Below are 18,079 nucleotides of genomic sequence, written 5' to 3'. Positions count from 1 at the left end.
CCGGCTCAGACCCGGATGCCGTGCGCGCGCGCAACCGTCTCGACGGCGCGCGCGAAACGGTCGCGCCCGAGAACGTGGCCCTCGCGCCGCATGCCCTCGTCGGGGATGCGCAGCACCCGGTCGGGAGCGAGGAAGCTCTCACGGCCCTGGCCGTCCCAGCCGCCGGCTCCCACCGACACGAAACCCCGATGCTGCTTGGTGCTGAGATAGCAGCCCGCGGTGGTGCGGGCATCGATCCGGGCGATGATGAGCACGGGACGGTCCTTGCCCCGACCGTCGTTCTCGACGTACGGCACCCACGTCCACACGATCTCGCCCGGATCCGGATCACCGTCCGGATGCGGCTGATAGCTGGGCCGCAGGTCCCGGATCTCGGCCGGCGTCAGATCCCGCGTCGCGGTCGTCGTCGGAGGGGCTGCCGGTCTCGCAACGCCGGCGGATCCGGAGCGTCGCGAGGCCCTCAGGAACGCCGCGGCGAACGAGCGCAGGAACTCGAGCAGTCCGCCGCCCGGGCGGCCAGCACCCTGACCGGTCACTGCGCGATCTCGCTCGCCGTCAGCGCGTTGAGGCGCGAGATGCAGCGCAGATACTTCTTGCGGTATCCCCCGTCGAGCATGCCGCCGCCGAAGACCGAGGTCAGGGGGATTCCCGTGGCTCGGAGCGGGATCTGCGCGTCGTAGACCCGGTCGATGAAGGCGACGAAGCGCAGCGCCGCCGACTGGTCGGTGAGCTCGTGGACCTCGCGCAGTCCGATGCACTGCACGCCCTGGAGCAGCCCGACGTAGCTCGAGGGGTGAACGGTGGCGAGGTGTGCGATCAGCTCCGAGAAGTCGTCGTCGGACATGCGTTCCCCGGAGGCCGCCACGTCGGCGAGTGCGAAGCGGTAGGCGTCGTCGCCGAGCACGACGGCATCGCCCTCGATGTCGCGCTGACGGTAGTCGACGCCGTCGATGCGCACCGCCGCGAACCGGTCGGACATGGCCTGGATCTCGCGCATGAAGTCCGCCGCGGCGAAGCGTCCCTCCCCCAGCGCGTTCGGGGGCGTGTTGGAGGTGGCCACGATACGGGATCCGGTGGCCGTGAGGTCGCCAATGAGCCGCGTCATGAGCATCGTGTCACCCGGATCGTCGAGTTCGAACTCGTCGATGCAGATCAGCTGCGCGCCCTGCAGCACCCCGACGGCGCCGTTGTAGCCGAGGGCCCCCACGAGCGCGGTGTACTGGATGAAGGTGCCGAAGTAGCGCCGGCCCGCGGTGGCGTGCCGGGTCGCGGCGAGCAGGTGCGTCTTGCCGACGCCGAAGCCTCCATCGAGGTACACGCCCGGTCGCGTCGAGGCGCCCGGTCCCGGTTCGACCGGCTTCTTCCGGCCGAAGCCGAAGAAGCCGCCGCGAGCGGCCGGCGCTGCCGGCTGAGTGAACGCGCGCAGCAGGTCGCGCGCCTCCTCCTGCGAGGGGTACTCGGGGTCGGGTCGGTACGATTCGAACGAGGCGTGATCGAACTGCGGCGGCGGCACGAGGTTGGCGACGAGGTCGGTGCCGGAGATGCTGGGGCGACGATCGACGAGGCGTGCTGATCTGTGGGGCTTGTCAGAGGACATCGGAGCTAGTGTATCGCTGGTGTCCTCCTCTGCCTCAACCGCGCTTCAACTGCGCTTCAACCGCGCCAGGCCGGGTTCGGCAGGGCGCGCGCGAACTGCTCGGTGACGCGCTCCCACGGTTCGGGATCCACGTTCCACAGCTTGACGTGCTCGCCGCGGCGCTGCAGCCGCAGCTGCACCAGTTCGGGCCTCGCCTCGGCCAGCTGCCGGGCGCCCGCGCAGGGGACGAAAGTGTCCTCCTCGCCGGCGTGGATGAGTACGGGGACCTGCAGCTCCGCTGCGAACGCCGCCGGGTTGAGGCCGCCGAGGGCGAGGCCGCCGGGCTCCCCCGCGCGTACGATCCCGCGGCCCAGCAGCTCGATGCCGAGGTCGGCGATGAAGCCGGGAGCCGACCGGCCCGCGGCGTGGTAGCGCAGCAGGGCGCTCCAGTCGACGGCGGGCGAATCCAGGATCAGGCCGTCGACCGTGCCCCGGTGTGCACCCCGGGTCGCGGCGACCAGGCACGCGGTGCCGCCCATCGACCATCCGACCAGGGTGACCCGCTCGGCTCCGCGCCGCACCGCCTCCCCGATGGCCGCGTCGACGTCGCGGCTCTCGGCGATGCCCGCGCCGTAGCGTCCGTGCTCTCCGAGCGGAGCGCCCGGATCGTTGCGATAGCTGATGATGAGGCTGGTGATGCCGGCTCGAGCGAGCGGGGCGACTCCGCGAATCGCCTCCTCGGGCAGCGCGCCGCGGCCGTGCACGTGGATCGCCCAGCGCTTCTTGCGCGCCCGCTTCGGGCGCACGAGCCAGGCCTCGGCGTCCCCCAGCTCGGTCGGGTAGACGATGCGCTCGGTGCGGTAGCCGAGTTCGTCCGGGTCGGTGTACCACCAGCCCGTGATCCGTCCGAGCACACCCTCCCGCAGCTCGCCCCGATCGATGCGCAGCGCCTCCCGGGCGACCCCGTCCCGCCCGCGGGCGAGCACGGGGCTGAGTCGAGCGTGCCCGGATCCCCCGTCGAAGATCAACGAGTAGCGGCCCGGCAGGTCGGCATCGGGCCCGCGGAGCCACACGATGGTGCCGCCGGACTCGTGCTCCAGCCGCGCGACGCGCACCGGTGACTCCGGCTCGCCGGGCGTCACCGCCATGCGGGCGAGCAGCACACCGATTGCCGCGGCTCCGACCGCCCCCACCGCAACCGCGCCCGCACCGATGCCGAGCGCCCGTCCGAGCCTGCGTTCCCACTGCTCCATGGCCACGACTCTACTCGCGGCCGGGTCACCGGTGCCATCTCCTCGATCGAAGGGGCAGGATCCGCGCGTCCCCGGCGTGGCAACACGGCATCGTTCACAGCAAACTCTAGTGTTCCCTGTGTGATGGCAAGGATCGGGCAGGAGTCCGTTGAGTTCAGTGTCGCCGCCGAGCAGATTCGCCGGGCGCACCTGCGCGACGAACTCGTCGTGCAGGAGATTCCCGCTCCCGAGCGCATCGCGCCGCAGTCGATCGCGCTGGCGGCCGGCGTCGCCCGCGGCCCCCGTCGCGGTCTGACGCCCGAGGGGTCGATCGATTCCCATCACGGAGCTGGCCGCTTCGTACTCATGCGGGATCCCGACTCGGCGGACGAGTGGGGCTCGCCCTATCGCGTCGTCTGCTTCGCGCAGGCCCCCCTCGAGGTCGAGATCGGGGTCGATCCCTTCATCTCCGACGTCGCCTGGTCGTGGCTGGTCGACGCGCTCGACGCGCGAGGCGCCGAGCACACCTATCTCTCCGGCACCGCCACGAAGACCCTCTCCAGCGGTTTCGGCACGCTCGAGGCTCAGGGCGACGCCGCGCAGATCGAGCTGCGCGCGTCCTGGACCCCGCTCGGTACGGGCTTCGCCGCGCACGCGGAAGCCTGGTCCGAGCTGCTCTGCCTGCTCGCCGGCCTGCCGCACCGCGAGGGGTCCTAGCGCATGGTCGAGCAGTCAGAACTCGACACCGACTGGTCGCTCGTCACGGAGGACCGCGACCTCGAGCGCGCAGCCGACGAGCTCGCCTCCGGTTCGGGGCCGGTCGGCGTCGACGCCGAGCGCGCCTCGGGCTTCCGGTACGGCGCCGAAGCCTACCTCGTCCAGGTGTTCCGGCGGGGTGCGCGCCCCTTCCTCTTCGATCCGACGCTCCTGAGCAGCTTCACGCCGCTCGCCGAAGCCATCGATGACGAGGAGTGGATCCTCCACGCCGCCAGTCAGGATATCCCGTGCCTCGACGCGCTCGGCCTGCGCCCCCGGATGCTCTTCGACACGGAGCTCGCGGCGCGGCTGCTGGGCTACGAGCGGGTCGGCCTCGGCGCGATCGTGGAATCGCTGCTGGGCATCAAGCTCGAGAAGGCGCACTCCGCCGCAGACTGGTCGCAGCGCCCCCTCCCCGAGCCGTGGCTCGAGTACGCGGCCCTCGACGTGGCGCTGCTGCCGGATCTGCGCGACGCCGTGATGCGGGATCTCGACGCGCAGGGCAAGATCGATTTCGCACTGCAGGAGTTCGAAGCGGTGCGCACCCGCCCGGAGAAGCCCCGCGCCGCTGAGCCGTGGCGCAAGCTCTCGGGCGGGCACGCACTGCGTACTCCTCGCGCGCTCGCAATCGCCCGTGAACTGTGGCTGGCCCGCGATGAGCTGGCGCGCGAGCGCGACATCGCCCCTGGGCGCCTGATCCCCGATTCCTCGATCGTCGCGGCAGCGGCCGCGAACCCGCGCTCCAAGGGCGATCTGGCTCGGCTGCAGACGTTCAGGGGACGCGCGAGCCGCAGCGAGCTGGAGCGCTGGTGGCGGGCCGTGCTCGTGGGCAAGACCACCGACGAGCTGCCGGGCCCGAAGTCGCGGGAGCCCGGCACGATCCCCCATCACCGGGGCTGGCCCCAGCGCCACCCCGAGGCGGCCGCGCGGCTCGCAGCCGCCAGGGAGGGCGTCGCGGCCGAGGCCGAGCGGCAGCGCATCCCGCTGGAGAACCTGTTGACGCCGGATCATCTGCGCGCGATCGCCTGGCGGCCCCCGCAACCCGCCACCGCCGAGCACATTGCACTCCGTCTCAAAGAGCTGGGTGCACGCGACTGGCAGATTGGAATAACCACACCAATTATTGCCGCTGCTTTTGTTGACATCGCATAATGAAATTCTGCGAGATGCACTGATTTGCGGTGAATCCTCACGGGCACTCCCCAAAATGAGACTCCGTCTCTAAGATGGGTACGGACGCAGTTCACATACCGATGGAGGCGAAGTGGCCGCAATGAGAGAGGTCGTGTTCGTGGACGGGGTGCGCACCCCCTTCGGACGCGCTGGAGACAAGGGCATGTACGCGGGGACGCGGGCCGACGACCTGGCGGTCAAGGCACTGCAGGGGCTGATCGAGCGCAACCCCGACCTGCCGCTCGACCGCATCGACGACGTGGGGATCGCCGCGACGACGCAGCAGGGCGACCAGGGCCTCACCCTCGGACGCACCGTCGCAATGCTGGCTGGGCTTCCCGTGACCGTGCCGGGCTTCGCGCTCGACCGCATGTGCGCCGGTGCCCTCACGGTGGCGTCGTTCATGGGCGCGGCGATCGGCTCGGGACAGTACGATCTAGCCATCGCGGGCGGTGTCGAGCACATGGGCCGTCACCCGATCGGACTCGATGCCGATCCCAACCCCCGCTTCGTCGCCGAGAAGCTCGTCAGCCCCGACGCCCTCAACATGGGCATCACCGCGGAGCGACTGCACGATCGATTCCCCGAGCTCACGAAGGAGCGCGCCGATCGCTTCGGCATGCTGAGCCAGCACAAAGTGCAGGCCGCCTACGATCGCGGCGACATCCAGGCCGACCTCGTGTCGGTGGCCACGCGCTCCGCGAGCGGGTGGGGCCTCGCGACCGAGGATGAGGGACGTCGTCCCCAGACCACCATGGAGGTTCTCGCGGGTCTCAAGACCCCGTTCCGCCCGCACGGCCGCGTGACCGCGGGCAACGCGTCCCCGCTGACCGACGGCGCGACCGTGTCGCTGCTGGCGGGCGCCGACACCGCCAAGGAACTCGGGCTCTCGGCCAAGATGCGCCTCGTCGGCTTCGGCTTCGCCGGTGTCCAGCCGGAGGTCATGGGCCTCGGCCCGGTCCCCTCCACCGAGAAGGCCCTGCAGCGCGCCGGCCTCACCATCGACGACATCGGGCTCTTCGAGCTCAACGAGGCCTTCGCCGTGCAGGTGCTCTCCTTCACCGATCACTTCGGGATCGCCGACGACGATCCCCGGGTCAACCCGTGGGGCGGCGCCATCGCGTTCGGCCACCCGCTCGCGGCTTCGGGCGTGCGACTCATGATCCAGCTGGCGCGCCAGTTCGAGCAGCGCCCCGAGGTGCGCTACGGCGTCACCGCGATGTGCGTCGGCCTGGGCCAGGGCGGCACCGCCATCTGGGAGAATCCTCACTTCGACGGCAAGAAGGGCAAGTAAGCAGCCATGACCGATTACAGCAGCATCGACTTCTCGCCCATCATCGACGCCTCCGCCGACGAGGTCGTCACCGAATCGTACGTGCGCGATGTCGCACTCCCCTCCGGCGGCACCCTCGCGCTCATCACGCTCGACAACGGCCGCGACCACACCCGTCCCAACACGCTCGGCCCGCGCACCCTGCAGGGCCTCGCGGGCGTGCTCGACGAGCTGCGCGACCGGGCCGCGGCCGGGGAGATCGCCGCGGTCGCCATCACCGGCAAGCCGTTCATCTTCGCCGCCGGCGCGGACCTCTCGAAGGTCTCGACCCTCGCCACCGAGCAGAACGCGCGCCTGATGGCGCAGTACGGCCACTTCGTGCTGGGCAAGCTCGGCACGCTGGGCGTGCCGTCGTTCGCCTTCGTCAACGGCCTGGCCCTCGGCGGAGCCATGGAGATCGCACTGCACTGCGACTACCGCACCCTCGACGCCTCGGCTGCGGCCCTCGCCTTCCCCGAGGTCTTCCTCGGCATCATCCCCGGCTGGGGCGGCGCCACCATCGTGCCGAACCTCATCGGCATCGAGAAGGCGCTCGAGGTGATCGTCTCGAACCCGCTCAAGAACAACCGCATGCTGAAGCCGAAGCAGGCCTACGAGCTCGGCCTCTTCGACGCGATGTTCGGCGCCGCCAGCTTCCTGGAGCGCTCCGTCGCCTGGGCCGACGGCGTGGTCGCCGGAACGGTGAGGGTCGAACGCCCGAACGTGCCGGGCAAGCTCGAGCGGCTCACCAAGTGGCCGGCCGCGATCAAGATCGCCCGCGACACGCTCAAGGCGCGCATCGGTACCGCCGCCAAGGCCCCGTACATCGCACTGGATCTGCTCAGCGCGGCCAAGGACAACGATCTCGAGCGCGGCTTCGAGCGCGAGGACGAGGCGCTGGCCGAACTGATCTCGGGAGACCAGTTCGCTGCCTCCATCTACGCCTTCGATCTGGTGCAGAAGCGTGCGAAGCGCCCGGCCGGCGCCCCCGACAAGGAGCTCGCGAAGCCCGTCAAGAAGGTCGGCGTGATCGGGGCCGGCCTGATGGCCAGCCAGGTCGCGCTGCTCTTCGCGCGCAAGCTGCGGGTGCCCGTGCTCATCACCGACCTCGACCAGGCGCGCGTCGACAAGGGCCTCGAGTACATCCGCGGCGAGATCGACAAGATGCAGGAGAAGGGCCGGCTCAGCGCCGACGACGCCAATCAGGTCAAGGCACTCGTCAGCGGCACCACCGACAAGAGCCTGTACGCCGACTGCGACTGGGTGATCGAGGCGGTCTTCGAGGAACTCGGGGTGAAGCAGCAGGTCTTCGCCGAGATCGAGCCGATCATCTCCCCCGAGGCCGTGATCGCGACCAACACCTCCTCGCTGTCGGTCGAAGAGATCGGCGCGAAGCTCGAGCATCCCGAGCGGCTCGTCGGCTTCCACTTCTTCAACCCGGTCGCGGTGATGCCCCTCGTCGAGGTCGTCAAGATTCCGACGACCGACGACGCGACGCTCGCGACCGCCATGGCCGTCGCGAGGAAGCTCGGCAAGAGCGCGGTCATCACCGCCGATCGCCCGGGCTTCGTCGTCAACCGCCTGCTGGCGAAGGTGATGGGCGAGGCCGCTCGTGCTCTCGACGAGGGCACGCCGATGCCCGTGGTGGAGCGCGCACTCGCACCCATCGGCCTGCCGATGGGACCGTTCGAGCTGATCGACCTGGTCGGCTGGAAGGTCGCCGCGCACGTGCAGGACACGATGGTCGGCGCCTTCCCGGAGCGCTTCTACGCCTCGGAGAACCTGCACCGACTGGCCGAGATCGACGAGCCGCTGAGCAAGACGAAGCACGGCAAGGTCGAGGACCTCTCCAAGGCCGGCAAGAAGGCGATCACCCTCGGCAAGACCCAGGTGAGCGAGGAGGAGATCCTGCGCCGCGTCGAGGACGAGCTCGCGGGCGAGATCAGGATCATGCTCGACGAGGGTGTGGTCGCCGCGGCCGAGGACATCGACCTCTGCCTGATCCTGGGCGCGGGCTGGCCCTTCCAGGCGGGCGGCACCACGCCGTATCTGGACCGCGTGGGGGCGAGCGAGCGCGCCTTCGGCGCCGCCTTCCACGATCCGCGGATCGCCGGCGCGCACTAGCGAGACGAGCCTCCCGGTCGCCTGCCTACTCGGGGCGGGCGACCGGGATCCGCTCGCCGCGCACCTGCGCGGCGACGTCCGCGGCGATCCGCGCCGCGGTCAGGCCGGCCTGCTCGAGCAGTTCGTCCCTCGAGGCATGCTCCGGGAACGCGTCGGGCGTGCCGAGCTCGCTTACGGCGGTGTCGACGCCCGCGTCGCGCAGCGCCTGACGGATGCGCGTGCCGACCCCTCCCACGCGGATCCCGTCCTCGATGCTGATGAGCAGGCGATGCGAGCGGGCGAGCTCGATCACCGAGCCGGCGACGGGCACCACCCATCGCGGGTCGACCACTGTGCAGGCGATGCCCTGCTCCGCGAGCAGTTCCGCGGCCTCGAGCGCGACACGCGCCATGGGGCCGACCGTGACGAAGAGCACGTCGTTGGAGGCGATGCCCCCTTCAACAGGCTCAGGGGGCGTGGTGGGCTCAGAGAACGCGCGCAAGACGTCCACGCCGTCGGCGGTGCGGCGCAGCGCGGGCAGTGCGCCGCCCGCCGCGCCCTTCGGGTATCGGATCACGGTGGGCCCGTCGGACACGGCGACGGCCTCGCCCAGCAGCTCGCGCAGCGTCGCCTCATCGCGCGGAGCCGCGATCCGGATCCCGGGAACGATCTGCAGGGTGGCGAGGTCCCACACCCCGTTGTGACTCGCCCCGTCCGGGCCGGTGATCCCGGCCCGGTCCAGCACGAAGGTGACTCCCGCTCGGTGCAGGGCGACGTCCATGAGCAGCTGGTCGAAGGCCCGGTTCATGAAGGTCGCGTAGATCGCGACCACCGGGTGCAGCCCCCCGTACGCGAGGCCGGCGGCGCTCGTCGCGGCGTGCTGCTCCGCGATGCCGACGTCGAACACACGATCGGGGTGGCGCTCCGCGAGCAGGTCGAGTCCGGTGGGCGCGAGCATCGCGGCGGTGATGCCCACGATGCGATCATCGGCCTCGGCGAGCTCCAGGATCCGCTCCCGGAACACCGAGGTCCAGCTGCGGCCGTTCGACGGCTGCATCGGCTCGCCGCTGCCCGGGTCGATCCGGCCCACGGAGTGGAACTGGTCGGCGATGTCGTTCTCGGCCGGCGCGTAGCCCCGCCCCTTCTCGGTGATCACGTGGACCAGCACCGGTCGCCCGTAGTCCTTGGCCTGGCGCAGCGCCTGCTCCGCGGCCTCGAGATCGTGCCCGTCGACGGGGCCCACGTACTTGATATCGAGGTTGGAGTAGAGGTCCTGGTTGCCCGAGGCCCTGCTGGCGATGCCGCGCATGGCCCCTCGGGCGGCGCGGTACACCGTGCGTCCGGGTGATCCGAACGCCGAGAAGAGCTTCTCGCTCCCCTCCTGCAGGTCGCGGTAGCTGGCCGTCGTGCGCACCGAGTTGAGAAAGCGCGCCATGCCGCCGATCGTGGGGGCGTAGGAGCGGCCGTTGTCGTTGACGACGATCACCAGGTTGCGGTCGTTGTCGTCGGTGATGTTGTTCAGCGCCTCCCAGGTCATGCCCCCGGTGAGCGCCCCGTCCCCCACGACGGCGACCACGTGGCGATCCCGCTGCTCGGGATCCGTCACCGCCCGGCGGGCGAAGGCGCGGGAGATCCCGTCCGCCCAGCTCAGGGAACTCGACGCGTGCGAACTCTCGACCACGTCGTGCGGGGACTCGGAGCGCTGCGGGTAGCCGGCGAGACCCCCGCGCTGCCGCAGCCGCGCGAAGTCCTTGCGCCCGGTCAGCAGCTTGTGCACGTAGCTCTGGTGGCCGGTGTCGAAGACGATGGGGTCGCGGGGAGAGTCGAAGACGCGGTGCAGGGCGATGGTGAGCTCCACGACCCCGAGATTGGGACCGAGGTGCCCTCCGGTCTTCGCGACCTCGGCGATCAGGAACTCGCGGATCTCCGCCGCGAGCAGTCGGCACTCGTCGAACGAGAGCGCATCGAGATCGCGAGGATCCTCGATCCGGTCCAGGATCGCCACGCAGCACCTCCGCTCCCCGGCTCCGCTGCCGGAGCACTGATCCAGCCTACCGCCTGGAGAAGGCGGAAGGGTCCGAGCGCCTCTCGGCGCCCGGACCCTTCCGCTGCGGTGGTCTGAAGCGACTACACCAGCGAACGCAGCACGTACTGGAACTTGCTTCATGAAATGAGCGGTAGTTCGCGGCACCGGAGAGTAGTGTCCCGTAGTGTGGTGGGGTTTCCGGTGGGGTTGCCAGTGTCGTAGACGTTGGTGAGCCATCGTGCGATGGTCAGTGAGGTGATCCGCCCTGAGTTTCGTTCCTATCGGGCGGCTTGGGAGACGGGTGTTCCCAAGGGTGTGTCGAGGCCAGCGTAGTAGTCGGCTTCGACCTCGGCGGGAGTGCGCATGTCGAGCTCTCCGTGGAGGCGCTGATTGTTCCACCACCACACGTATTCGAGCGTCGCGAGTTCGACCTGCTCGACCGTGCGCCACGGACCGCGGCGGCGGATCAATTCGGTCTTGTAGAGCCCGTCGACGGCGTCGCACCGAGCTCCTCGATGCGATCCGTGTAGACGACGGCGAGGTAATTCGACCCGTGGTCGGCGTGGTGGACGAGTCCGTCGAGGTTCCCGTCCGCAGCCCACGCCGCCATGTTCAACGCTTGGAGCGGCAGGATGTCGGCTTTGAGCGTCGAGGCGACGTTCCACCCGACGATGCGGCGGGAGAACACATCAGTGACGAACGCGACGTAAGCGAACCCGGACCACGTCGCGACATAGGTCACGTCCGCGACCCAGAGCCTGCGGGGCGCGTCGGCGGTGAACCGCCGCTGCACGAGATCTTTCGGCTTCTCGTTCGCCGGGTCGGACTTTGTGGTGAAGACCTTCTTCGACCGTTTCACCCCGTGAACGCCCGCGATCCGCATCAGCCGGCCGGTCTGATCCCGACCGATCACCCACCCCTGCCGACGCAGCAGCGCATGCATCTTGCGGACCCCGTAGACGCCGTAGCTCTCCGCATGCAGCCGCGCAATCTCTGGGATCAGCAGCTCGTCCCGCAGTTGCCGGGCTGATGCGGGACGCGTTTTCGCGGCCCGGTATCCGCGGGCGGTAAGGAAGCCCACCTCGGCTTGCCGCATCACACGGCAGACGAGCTCGACCCCGAAACGATCACGCATCTTGTCGACGAACGCGATCATCTCGACGAGGGGCGGCCGAGCTCGGTCGCGAAAAACACGCTCGCTGACCGGAGGATCTCGTTCGCCTTCTCCAACTCGGCAATCTGCTTCTTCAATCGCTTGATCTCCGCCTGCGCCTCGCTCGCGGTCCCCGGCCGACGGCCCTCGTCGACATCGAGCCGCTTCTTTCACAATTGCAGCGTCTCGGGGTTGACGCCGAGCCTGGCGGCGACGTGCTTGATCGCGGCGTGATCGGTCTTGTGATCGGGGCGAGCCTCACTCAGCATCCGCAGCGCGCGCTGACGGAACTCGTCCGGATACGGTCCTGACATAACTCCATCCTCCAAAAGGAAAGGACGGAACGAAACTCAGGGCGAATCACTCCGGCATCATGGCAAGATACCCTCGGTTGTTATTCCTGGTCGGCCGGGCAACTGATCCCGCGGCTGGCCACTGCGTCGAAAGCCGCTCCGCTCGTGTTCAGTCCTGCTTCTGTTCGCGCATGGGTGAAGTAGTCGCAGAAGTCCGCGCTGACCGTGGAAGACAACAATGCGACGTTCGGCTGCCACGTCCCCTCTGTGGCGTCTAACGCCCAGAGGTCAAGCAGGGCTGAGGCAACGTTACCTTGCGTGAGTTGTCCTCCAGGCCAGGACCCGCCGCCTTCGGGCGCGAACGGGGTTACTTCTCCATCCGAGGCTACAAAATGAGGTTCGCCGAGTACCCAGGCAGCGGCTGCGTCCGCGAACCCTTCCGTCCATGCGCAGCTGGGCGAACTTGGCTGGTCCACGTAATGAGGGTCACAGTCCACGACCTCAGGAAACTTTCCGTCGTATAGCTCGTTCTGCCACCAATGCGCAACTTCATGTATGACGAGATACCGCGACGCGACATCACCACCCGAGAGGACTATGTATCCGGACTCGGGGCGATCCCAGAACCCACCGTCCTCCTCGGGAACGTCCTCATTCCAGGTCACGGTCAGGGTGTTGCAGTGTTCAAGGGTCTGCTGATGCTTGGTCCAGCACGGACTCTCTGACTCCCGCGTAAGGTACAGCTCCGAAACCGCTGATACCACTTTGAAGGCTCCGGCCATCTCATCGGGAACATGAACTTCCCCGAGGCTGATATCACCCGCGTGCAAATCGATATCCTCGACAGTGAACGCGAACGGCGCCTCACCGGCATCTGGATCAACGACCCGCCAGATCGTGTCGCGTTCCGTATGAAACACCAGCGAGGCTGCCAAACCACTTTCTGGAGCAACACCGCAGGCCGAGAACCCTCCCTCACTGTCCGTGAACCCGCTAGAGATTTCCTCAGGGCCGTTCCCACCGCGAACCCTGAGCGACCAGCTCGCAGCTGCGGCAGGGGTGGTGTCCTCAGAATCCGCTTCCGCATCGTAAAGCCCAAGCACCAAGACGCCCTCGACACACGCGGCGCCGGTTGCTTCGTGCGAGGCGTCCGCCTCTATCGCAGAGCCACACCCGACAACAAACAGAACGACATGGGCGAGCAGCACGGCGAGAAGACCACGACTTCTGGTTCGTTTGCTCGCATCTGGTATTGCCATGCTGACGCCTTCCCGTTCGTGTCCCTCAAGTGTACCTCGCGGCACGACTGAATTGGGTCTGTCGGGAAGTTTGTGTGTGAGGGGTTCGGCGTGATCGGCGCGGCGTGAGCCGCGCGGGAAGATAAGTCACGCGATGAACACTGATATGACATTGACAACTGAAGACGGCGAGCAGGCTGATCCGCGAACGGGCGAGATCCTTCCGGCCTCGCCGGATGTGACGGCCGTGGCGGACCAGTTGGTCGCCGCCGCTCGCGAGCGGGGCATCGATCTAACCGGCCCGAACGGGCTGCTGACGGGCCTGACTCGGCAGGTGCTGCAGTCCGCCCTCGAGGCTGAGATGTCCGTGCACCTCGGGTACGAGAGCGGCGACCGCGCAGGCAAGCAGACGACGAACTCTCGGAACGGGTCGACGCCGAAGACGGTGCGCACCGAGATCGGTGAGGTCACAATCCAGGCGCCCAGGGATCGGGCGGGCACGTTCACCCCGGTGGTGGTGCCGAAGCATCAACGCAGGATCGCGGGGTTCGACGACGCGGTGATCTCGCTGTATGCGAAGGGGATGACCACCGGCGATATCGCCAAGCACCTCTCCGATCTCTACGGCAGCGAGGTGTCCCGAGGCCTCGTCTCGACGGTCACGGACAAGGTCATCGGCGACATGCAGGAATGGCAGGCCCGCCCCCCTCGACTCCGTCTACCCGGTGGTGCTCATCGACGCCCTCGTCGTGAAGGTCCGCGATGGGCAGGTCGCGAACCGGCCCGTCTATGTCGCTGTCGGGATCGACCTCGACGGGCGTCGTGACGTGCTCGGGCTGTGGATGGGACCGACGGGTGGGGAGGGCGCGAAGCAGTGGATGAACATGCTCACCGAGCTGCGCAACTGCGGCGTGCAGGACGTGTACATCGTCTGCTGCGACGGCCTCAAGGGACTCCCGGACGCGATCGGCGCGATCTGGCCTCTCGCGACGGTGCAAACATGTGTCGTGCATCTGGTGCGCAACTCGCTGCGGTACGCGTCGAAGAAGTACTGGTCCAAGATCACCGGGCAGCTCCGCGAGGTCTATACCGCCCCGACCGTCGAAGAGGCCGAGGCGAGGTTCGCGGAGTTCGCCGAGCAATGGCGGAGCCTGTATCCGGCAATGATCCAAATGTGGGAGAACGCTTGGGGCGAGTTCACCCCGTTCCTGTTGTTCCCGCCGGAGATCAGACGATTGATCTATACGACGAATGGGATTGAGTCGCTCAACGCGAGGTTCCAGCAGGCGACGAGGCGTCGCGGGCACTTCCCGAACGAGCAGGCTGGGTGGATTCAACCGGTCAACGCAACACCTGATTCGATCGAGGTGTTACGTGATGGGAAGACCAGTAGCAGTGCAGCGAGAATTCTGGGCGGCAGTCCGCTCGGGGATGGTCGTCGCCGAGGCCGCCTATGCGGTAGGGGTGTCGAAGACCGTTGCTTGGAGGTGGTTCCGACACGTTGGTGGTGTGATGCCGGAACCGTTTCCTGCTTCCCTGCCTTCGCAGGCTGTTCGACGGCTGTCGTTCCAGGAGCGAGAAGAGATCGCCTGTCTGAGCGCCGCCGGTCACGGCGTTCGGGCGATCGCTCGTGCGATTGGACGCTCGCCCTCGACCGTGAGCCGGGAACTGCGACGCGGACTCGTGCGCCGTAAGTCTGGCTAACGGGCGACCGTCGCTCAGGCGGTGGCCGATCGCCGCTCTCGGCGACCGAAGCCTCGACTGTTCGAAGCCGCTGACAGGCTCCGCGAGCACGTGCAGAATCGACTACATGCCAAGGACAGCCCTGAGCAGATCAGTCGGCGACTCGAGCTCCTGCTTCCCGACGATATCGGGATGCGTGTGAGCCACGAAACCATCTACCGCAGTCTCTACGTGCAAGGTCGCGGCGGCCTACAGCGGGATCTCGTTCGGTGCTTGCGGACCGGGAGAGCGCTTCGTAAGCCCAGGCGGACGACGGAGCGACGTGGGCGGATCCCCGGGATGGTGAGCATCACCAACCGGTCGGCAGAAGTTGAAGACCGAGCCATACCTGGCGACTGGGAGGGCGACCTCATCACCGGCGCCGAGAACAAGTCCGCGATCGGAACCCTCGTTGAGCGCGTCACAGGCTACGTGATGCTGCTGCATCTGCCTGGCGCCCACGGCGCGGTCGAGGTCGAAGAGGAGATGATCCGAGTGGTGGCCGACCTGCCCGCAACTCTTCGCCGCACGCTCACCTGGGACCAGAGGCAGGAGATGCGCAATCACGCTCGGATCGCTGCCGCGACGGACATGGACGTCTACTTCTGCCACCCAGGCTCGCCCTGGCAGCGCGGGAGCAACGAGAACACCAACGGGCTACTGCGACAGTACTTCCCGAAGAGCACCGATCTCTCCGGATACCACCGCGACTATCTCAAGTTCGTCGCTGCGCAACTGAACAATCGGCCCCGCAAGCGCCTCGGACGGAAAACACCGGCTGAAGCGCTCGACCGGCTACTCTCAGACGAGCAAGACCCACCCAGTGTTGCGTTGACCGGTTGAATCCACCCCGCGCTGAAGTGCCTGTACCTGGTGACGCGATCGCTTGACCCCACCGGCGGCGGGCGGGCACGCTGGGTGATGAGGTGGAAGCCCGCGCTGAACGCGTTCGCGTTCACCTTCGCCGGACAGCTCGAGAGAACCACCCACGAATGAAAACCGCTGGACCTCACACACCGTTCATCGGACAGACCCCAACGGTTCTCCAGGGTCCTTGCTGCCGGATCAGTTCGGTCTTGTAGAGGTTGTTGATCGCCTCAGCCATCGCGTTGATGCTCCTATATTTGTCAACTCATGATTTCCCGGTTCTCGGGTTGACTTTGACCAGGTGGTAGAGCTCTCGGATCACGTAGCGTTTCAGACAGCGGATAATGTCGCGCTTGCTCTTGCCCTCGGCTGTCCTCCGGGCCACATACTCGAGCGTGGGTTGATGAAATCGCATCCGCACGATCACTGTCCGATAGATCGACGCGTTGAGTTGCCGGTGCCCGCTATGGTTGATGCGATGCTTCCCGCTCGTCATCCCTGACCCGGCAGGGACCGGGCTGACGCCCGCGAGTTTCGCGAACGCCGCTTCGGACTTGATCCGTTCAGGATTGTCTCCAGCAACGATCAGGATCTCGGCTGCGGTATCCACACCGATGCCGAACTCGTCAACGAGGTGCGGCGCACGTTGGAGGACGAGTTCCTCGATCATGATGGCAAGGTCTTTGAGCTCCTCGTCGAGCAGAAGCCAACGCTTCGCGAGCGGCCGCAGGGCGTGCCGGTTCGCGTCTTCTGGAGACTCAAGGCCGCGTGGGTGAAATGCGGCGCAGTGACGCGCGAGAGTACGTTGCGTCTTCCGTGCTGTCTCGGCGCGGAGCTGTTCTGGCGCGTGCACGAGCATCGCTTTGAGCGTCACCATCGTGACTGCACGCTGTTTCACCGCAGTATCGTTGGCGACTTTGAGTTGGCGCTTGACCCCTGATCTTGGACACGTTGATTCCAGCAGGATGCTGGGGAAGCGAGAATCCAAGGGATGGCAAGGAAGAACTACACGGACGAGTTCCGGCAGCGTGCGGTGGACTTGTACGAGTCCACGCCGGGCGCGACGTTGAAGGGCGTCGCAGCGGATCTGGGGATCTCCCGCGGTGCGCTGAAGGAGTGGGTCGACAAGCACGGCTCCGGGACCACGACCGCCGGCACGGCGTCGACGCCCGCGCCAGGTCGGGCGGAGTCACGGACGGCGAAGATCCTCCGGCTGGAGGCCGAGAATGCGAGGCTGAACGCCGAGCGGGACAAGCTCGAAACGGAGCGGGACATCCTCCGCCAGGCGGCGAAGTATTTCGCCGGGGAGACGAACTGGTGAACCGCTTCCAGTTCGTCGAGGACCACAAGGACGCCTACGGCGTGAAGCGGTTGTGCGAGGTCATCGAGATCGCCCGGTCATCGTTCTACGCATGGCTGGACGCCGCCCCGGACGGGCGGCGCGGGCGGAGGCGGACCAGACTCTGGCGGCGCTGATCCGCCGGGTGCAGGACCCCGCACTGGGCGGTGACCGCGCCTATGGTGCGCCGCGCGTCACGGCCGACCTGAACGACGGTGTCGCTGCGGCGGAGCGGGTCAACCACAAGCGCGTCGCGCGGGTGATGCGTGAGCACCGGCTCGCGGGGATCCGGCTGCACAATCGGGTGAAGACCACGATCCCGGACCAGTCCGGCCGCCGATTCCCCGACCTGATCGGATGCGACTTCTCCGTCGGGGAGCCCGGCCGCCGCTACGTGGGCGATATCACCTACCTGCCGATCACGGACGGCTCGAACCTCTACCTCGCGACCTGCATCGACCTCGGCTCCCGCAAGCTGACCGGGTGGGCGATGGCCGACCATATGCGCACCGAACTCGTCGAAGACGCTCTCCGCGGTCGCGGCTTCCGAGCGCACGCGCCCGGCATGTGGCCATGTGGTTAGACAGAGCGCGAAGATTCGGGGGAACGCATTACAACTCGTGCGAGTTCTTGCTGATCGGCGATGACCAGTCTTAGGAGAACCTTGGCTACAGTGTCCGGTGTGAAATCCTGGGAGTCTTTACGCCAGAACATTGCCTCGTTGGCAATAGCGTCCAAGAGTTCGAGGACGACGGCCGGATGCTCCGCGATGAACTGGCCCGCATCGATCCCGCGGGATAGGAGCTGCCGTGTGGTGCTTCGTCCGAGTTGAAGTGCTCGTCCCCATTCGGGGAAGCGTTCGGCGACCCGCGGAGGCAGCCGGAAGAGCCATCCAGTCTCCGTCGTCTTGTTGAGTTCGACGACCAACTCGTCGCGGAAGAGTAGATACAGCTCGAGCGGTGGATCGTTCCTTCCGTGTTGGAAGCGGCCGCTGAGCAGTGCGGATTCCTGAATTCTTGCGCGGACGAGTTCGTGCCCGATCTCCTCCTTGCTCGAAAAATAGTGGAAGAGAGACGGTTGTTTCACCTCCACGGCTTCGGTGATCGCGCGCGTGCTCGTACCTTCATATCCGAGTTCGGTAAACAGCCGCGCGGATTCGCGCAACATGCGCTCCCTCGTGCTGCTGGCGCCAGTGATCTTCCTGGGTCTGGCCATCGTGCCCTCCCTGACTGGAGCTAAAACCTTCTCAATAAGCCTATCGAAAACCTTCTCAATAAGGCTATCGAGTG

14 protein-coding genes and 4 pseudogenes are annotated in these 18,079 nt (G+C 67.4%); 8 read left to right on the top strand and 10 right to left on the bottom strand.

All coding sequences use genetic code 11. The features are described 5' to 3' along the window. Positions 1-5 precede the first annotated feature (5 nt). The 3 genes from AMS65_RS10030 to AMS65_RS10020 are packed head-to-tail and all read right to left on the bottom strand — an operon-like array spanning position 6 to position 2,829. On the bottom strand, positions 6-536 hold the full coding sequence (locus AMS65_RS10030) for a type II toxin-antitoxin system PemK/MazF family toxin (RefSeq protein ID WP_241489407.1): 531 nt from the start codon (positions 534-536) through the stop codon (positions 6-8). After that, positions 533-1,597: a cell division protein ZapE gene (gene zapE / locus AMS65_RS10025; protein ID WP_053384000.1), complete on the bottom strand. Its 1,065-nt coding sequence runs from the start codon at positions 1,595-1,597 to the stop codon at positions 533-535. The genes AMS65_RS10030 and zapE overlap by 4 nt, the downstream gene beginning before the upstream one ends. A gap of 56 nt (positions 1,598-1,653) precedes the next feature. Continuing rightward, positions 1,654-2,829: an alpha/beta hydrolase family protein gene (locus tag AMS65_RS10020; RefSeq protein ID WP_053384151.1), complete on the bottom strand. Its 1,176-nt coding sequence runs from the start codon at positions 2,827-2,829 to the stop codon at positions 1,654-1,656. Between the two features lie 123 nt (positions 2,830-2,952). Between AMS65_RS10020 and AMS65_RS10015 the strand changes: the two genes are divergently transcribed. The 4 genes from AMS65_RS10015 (at position 2,953) to AMS65_RS10000 (ending at position 8,173) form a co-directional block, all read left to right on the top strand. Beyond that, positions 2,953-3,525: a DUF3000 domain-containing protein gene (locus AMS65_RS10015; protein ID WP_053383999.1), complete on the top strand. Its 573-nt coding sequence runs from the start codon at positions 2,953-2,955 to the stop codon at positions 3,523-3,525. 3 nt (positions 3,526-3,528) lie between these two features. Next, the gene (locus AMS65_RS10010) at positions 3,529-4,716 is read left to right on the top strand and encodes an HRDC domain-containing protein (RefSeq protein WP_053383998.1); all 1,188 of its coding nucleotides are present in this window, start codon (positions 3,529-3,531) and stop codon (positions 4,714-4,716) included. 121 nt (positions 4,717-4,837) lie between these two features. Next, positions 4,838-6,031 (top strand): thiolase family protein, encoded by a 1,194-nt coding sequence (locus tag AMS65_RS10005; RefSeq protein WP_394324727.1) that lies wholly within the window; start codon positions 4,838-4,840, stop codon positions 6,029-6,031. Between the two features lie 6 nt (positions 6,032-6,037). Beyond that, a complete protein-coding gene (locus AMS65_RS10000; protein WP_053383996.1) occupies positions 6,038-8,173 on the top strand; it encodes a 3-hydroxyacyl-CoA dehydrogenase NAD-binding domain-containing protein in 2,136 nt (711 codons plus the stop codon). Between the two features lie 25 nt (positions 8,174-8,198). Here the strand turns inward: AMS65_RS10000 and dxs are convergent, their stop codons facing one another. The 5 genes from dxs to AMS65_RS09975 all read right to left on the bottom strand — a co-directional run bounded on the left by dxs (position 8,199) and on the right by AMS65_RS09975 (position 12,883). Continuing rightward, positions 8,199-10,157, bottom strand: a complete 1,959-nt coding sequence (dxs, locus tag AMS65_RS09995; protein WP_053383995.1) for a 1-deoxy-D-xylulose-5-phosphate synthase — start codon at positions 10,155-10,157, stop codon at positions 8,199-8,201. A gap of 299 nt (positions 10,158-10,456) precedes the next feature. Continuing rightward, complete coding sequence (locus AMS65_RS19075; RefSeq protein ID WP_053383994.1) at positions 10,457-10,648, bottom strand: IS3 family transposase; 192 nt, start codon at positions 10,646-10,648, stop codon at positions 10,457-10,459. Beyond that, positions 10,645-11,505, bottom strand: a complete 861-nt coding sequence (locus AMS65_RS09985; RefSeq protein WP_157502197.1) for an IS3 family transposase — start codon at positions 11,503-11,505, stop codon at positions 10,645-10,647. Before AMS65_RS09985 ends, AMS65_RS19075 begins: the two co-directional genes overlap by 4 nt. Beyond that, positions 11,502-11,645 (bottom strand): hypothetical protein, encoded by a 144-nt coding sequence (locus AMS65_RS19430; protein ID WP_157502195.1) that lies wholly within the window; start codon positions 11,643-11,645, stop codon positions 11,502-11,504. Before AMS65_RS19430 ends, AMS65_RS09985 begins: the two co-directional genes overlap by 4 nt. Positions 11,646-11,725: 80 nt before the next feature. Then, positions 11,726-12,883: a hypothetical protein gene (locus AMS65_RS09975; RefSeq protein WP_157502193.1), complete on the bottom strand. Its 1,158-nt coding sequence runs from the start codon at positions 12,881-12,883 to the stop codon at positions 11,726-11,728. Between the two features lie 145 nt (positions 12,884-13,028). Here AMS65_RS09975 and AMS65_RS20845 point away from each other — a divergent pair. The 3 pseudogenes from AMS65_RS20845 to AMS65_RS20635 form a co-directional block, all read left to right on the top strand. Beyond that, a pseudogene (locus tag AMS65_RS20845) lies at positions 13,029-14,187 on the top strand (IS256 family transposase); the annotation flags it as partial. Next, a pseudogene (locus AMS65_RS18745) lies at positions 14,186-15,427 on the top strand (IS30 family transposase). The pseudogenes AMS65_RS20845 and AMS65_RS18745, both read left to right, overlap by 2 nt. Positions 15,428-15,436: 9 nt before the next feature. Then, positions 15,437-15,580 (top strand): annotated as a pseudogene (locus AMS65_RS20635) (IS256 family transposase); the annotation flags it as partial. A 136-nt stretch (positions 15,581-15,716) separates the two neighbouring features. Here the strand turns inward: AMS65_RS20635 and AMS65_RS09960 are convergent. Then, the gene (locus tag AMS65_RS09960; protein ID WP_053383991.1) at positions 15,717-16,349 is read right to left on the bottom strand and encodes a transposase; all 633 of its coding nucleotides are present in this window, start codon (positions 16,347-16,349) and stop codon (positions 15,717-15,719) included. Positions 16,350-16,442: 93 nt separating this feature from the next. Here AMS65_RS09960 and AMS65_RS20335 point away from each other — a divergent pair. Continuing rightward, positions 16,443-17,322, top strand: a pseudogene (locus AMS65_RS20335) (IS3 family transposase); the annotation flags it as partial. A 47-nt stretch (positions 17,323-17,369) separates the two neighbouring features. Here AMS65_RS20335 and AMS65_RS09945 read toward each other — a convergent pair. Beyond that, positions 17,370-18,005, bottom strand: coding sequence for a TetR/AcrR family transcriptional regulator (locus AMS65_RS09945; RefSeq protein WP_053383988.1), 636 nt, complete (start codon positions 18,003-18,005; stop codon positions 17,370-17,372). Positions 18,006-18,079 lie beyond the last annotated feature (74 nt).

Origin of the sequence: Leucobacter celer subsp. astrifaciens, from assembly GCF_001273835.1 — a bacterium.
GTDB lineage: Bacteria > Actinomycetota > Actinomycetes > Actinomycetales > Microbacteriaceae > Leucobacter > Leucobacter celer.
This window is presented reverse-complemented; position numbering and strand designations above follow the sequence as displayed.

Coding starts and splice junctions, on each gene's coding strand:
- zapE (WP_053384000.1), bottom strand. CDS start 1,597: ATGTCCTCTGACAAGCCCCACAGATCAGCACGCCTCGTCGATCGTCGC.
- AMS65_RS10020 (WP_053384151.1), bottom strand. CDS start 2,829: ATGGAGCAGTGGGAACGCAGGCTCGGACGGGCGCTCGGCATCGGTGCG.
- AMS65_RS10015 (WP_053383999.1), top strand. CDS start 2,953: ATGGCAAGGATCGGGCAGGAGTCCGTTGAGTTCAGTGTCGCCGCCGAG.
- AMS65_RS10010 (WP_053383998.1), top strand. CDS start 3,529: ATGGTCGAGCAGTCAGAACTCGACACCGACTGGTCGCTCGTCACGGAG.
- AMS65_RS10005 (WP_394324727.1), top strand. CDS start 4,838: ATGAGAGAGGTCGTGTTCGTGGACGGGGTGCGCACCCCCTTCGGACGC.
- AMS65_RS10000 (WP_053383996.1), top strand. CDS start 6,038: ATGACCGATTACAGCAGCATCGACTTCTCGCCCATCATCGACGCCTCC.
- AMS65_RS19430 (WP_157502195.1), bottom strand. CDS start 11,645: ATGTCAGGACCGTATCCGGACGAGTTCCGTCAGCGCGCGCTGCGGATG.
- AMS65_RS09975 (WP_157502193.1), bottom strand. CDS start 12,883: ATGGCAATACCAGATGCGAGCAAACGAACCAGAAGTCGTGGTCTTCTC.
- AMS65_RS09945 (WP_053383988.1), bottom strand. CDS start 18,005: ATGGCCAGACCCAGGAAGATCACTGGCGCCAGCAGCACGAGGGAGCGC.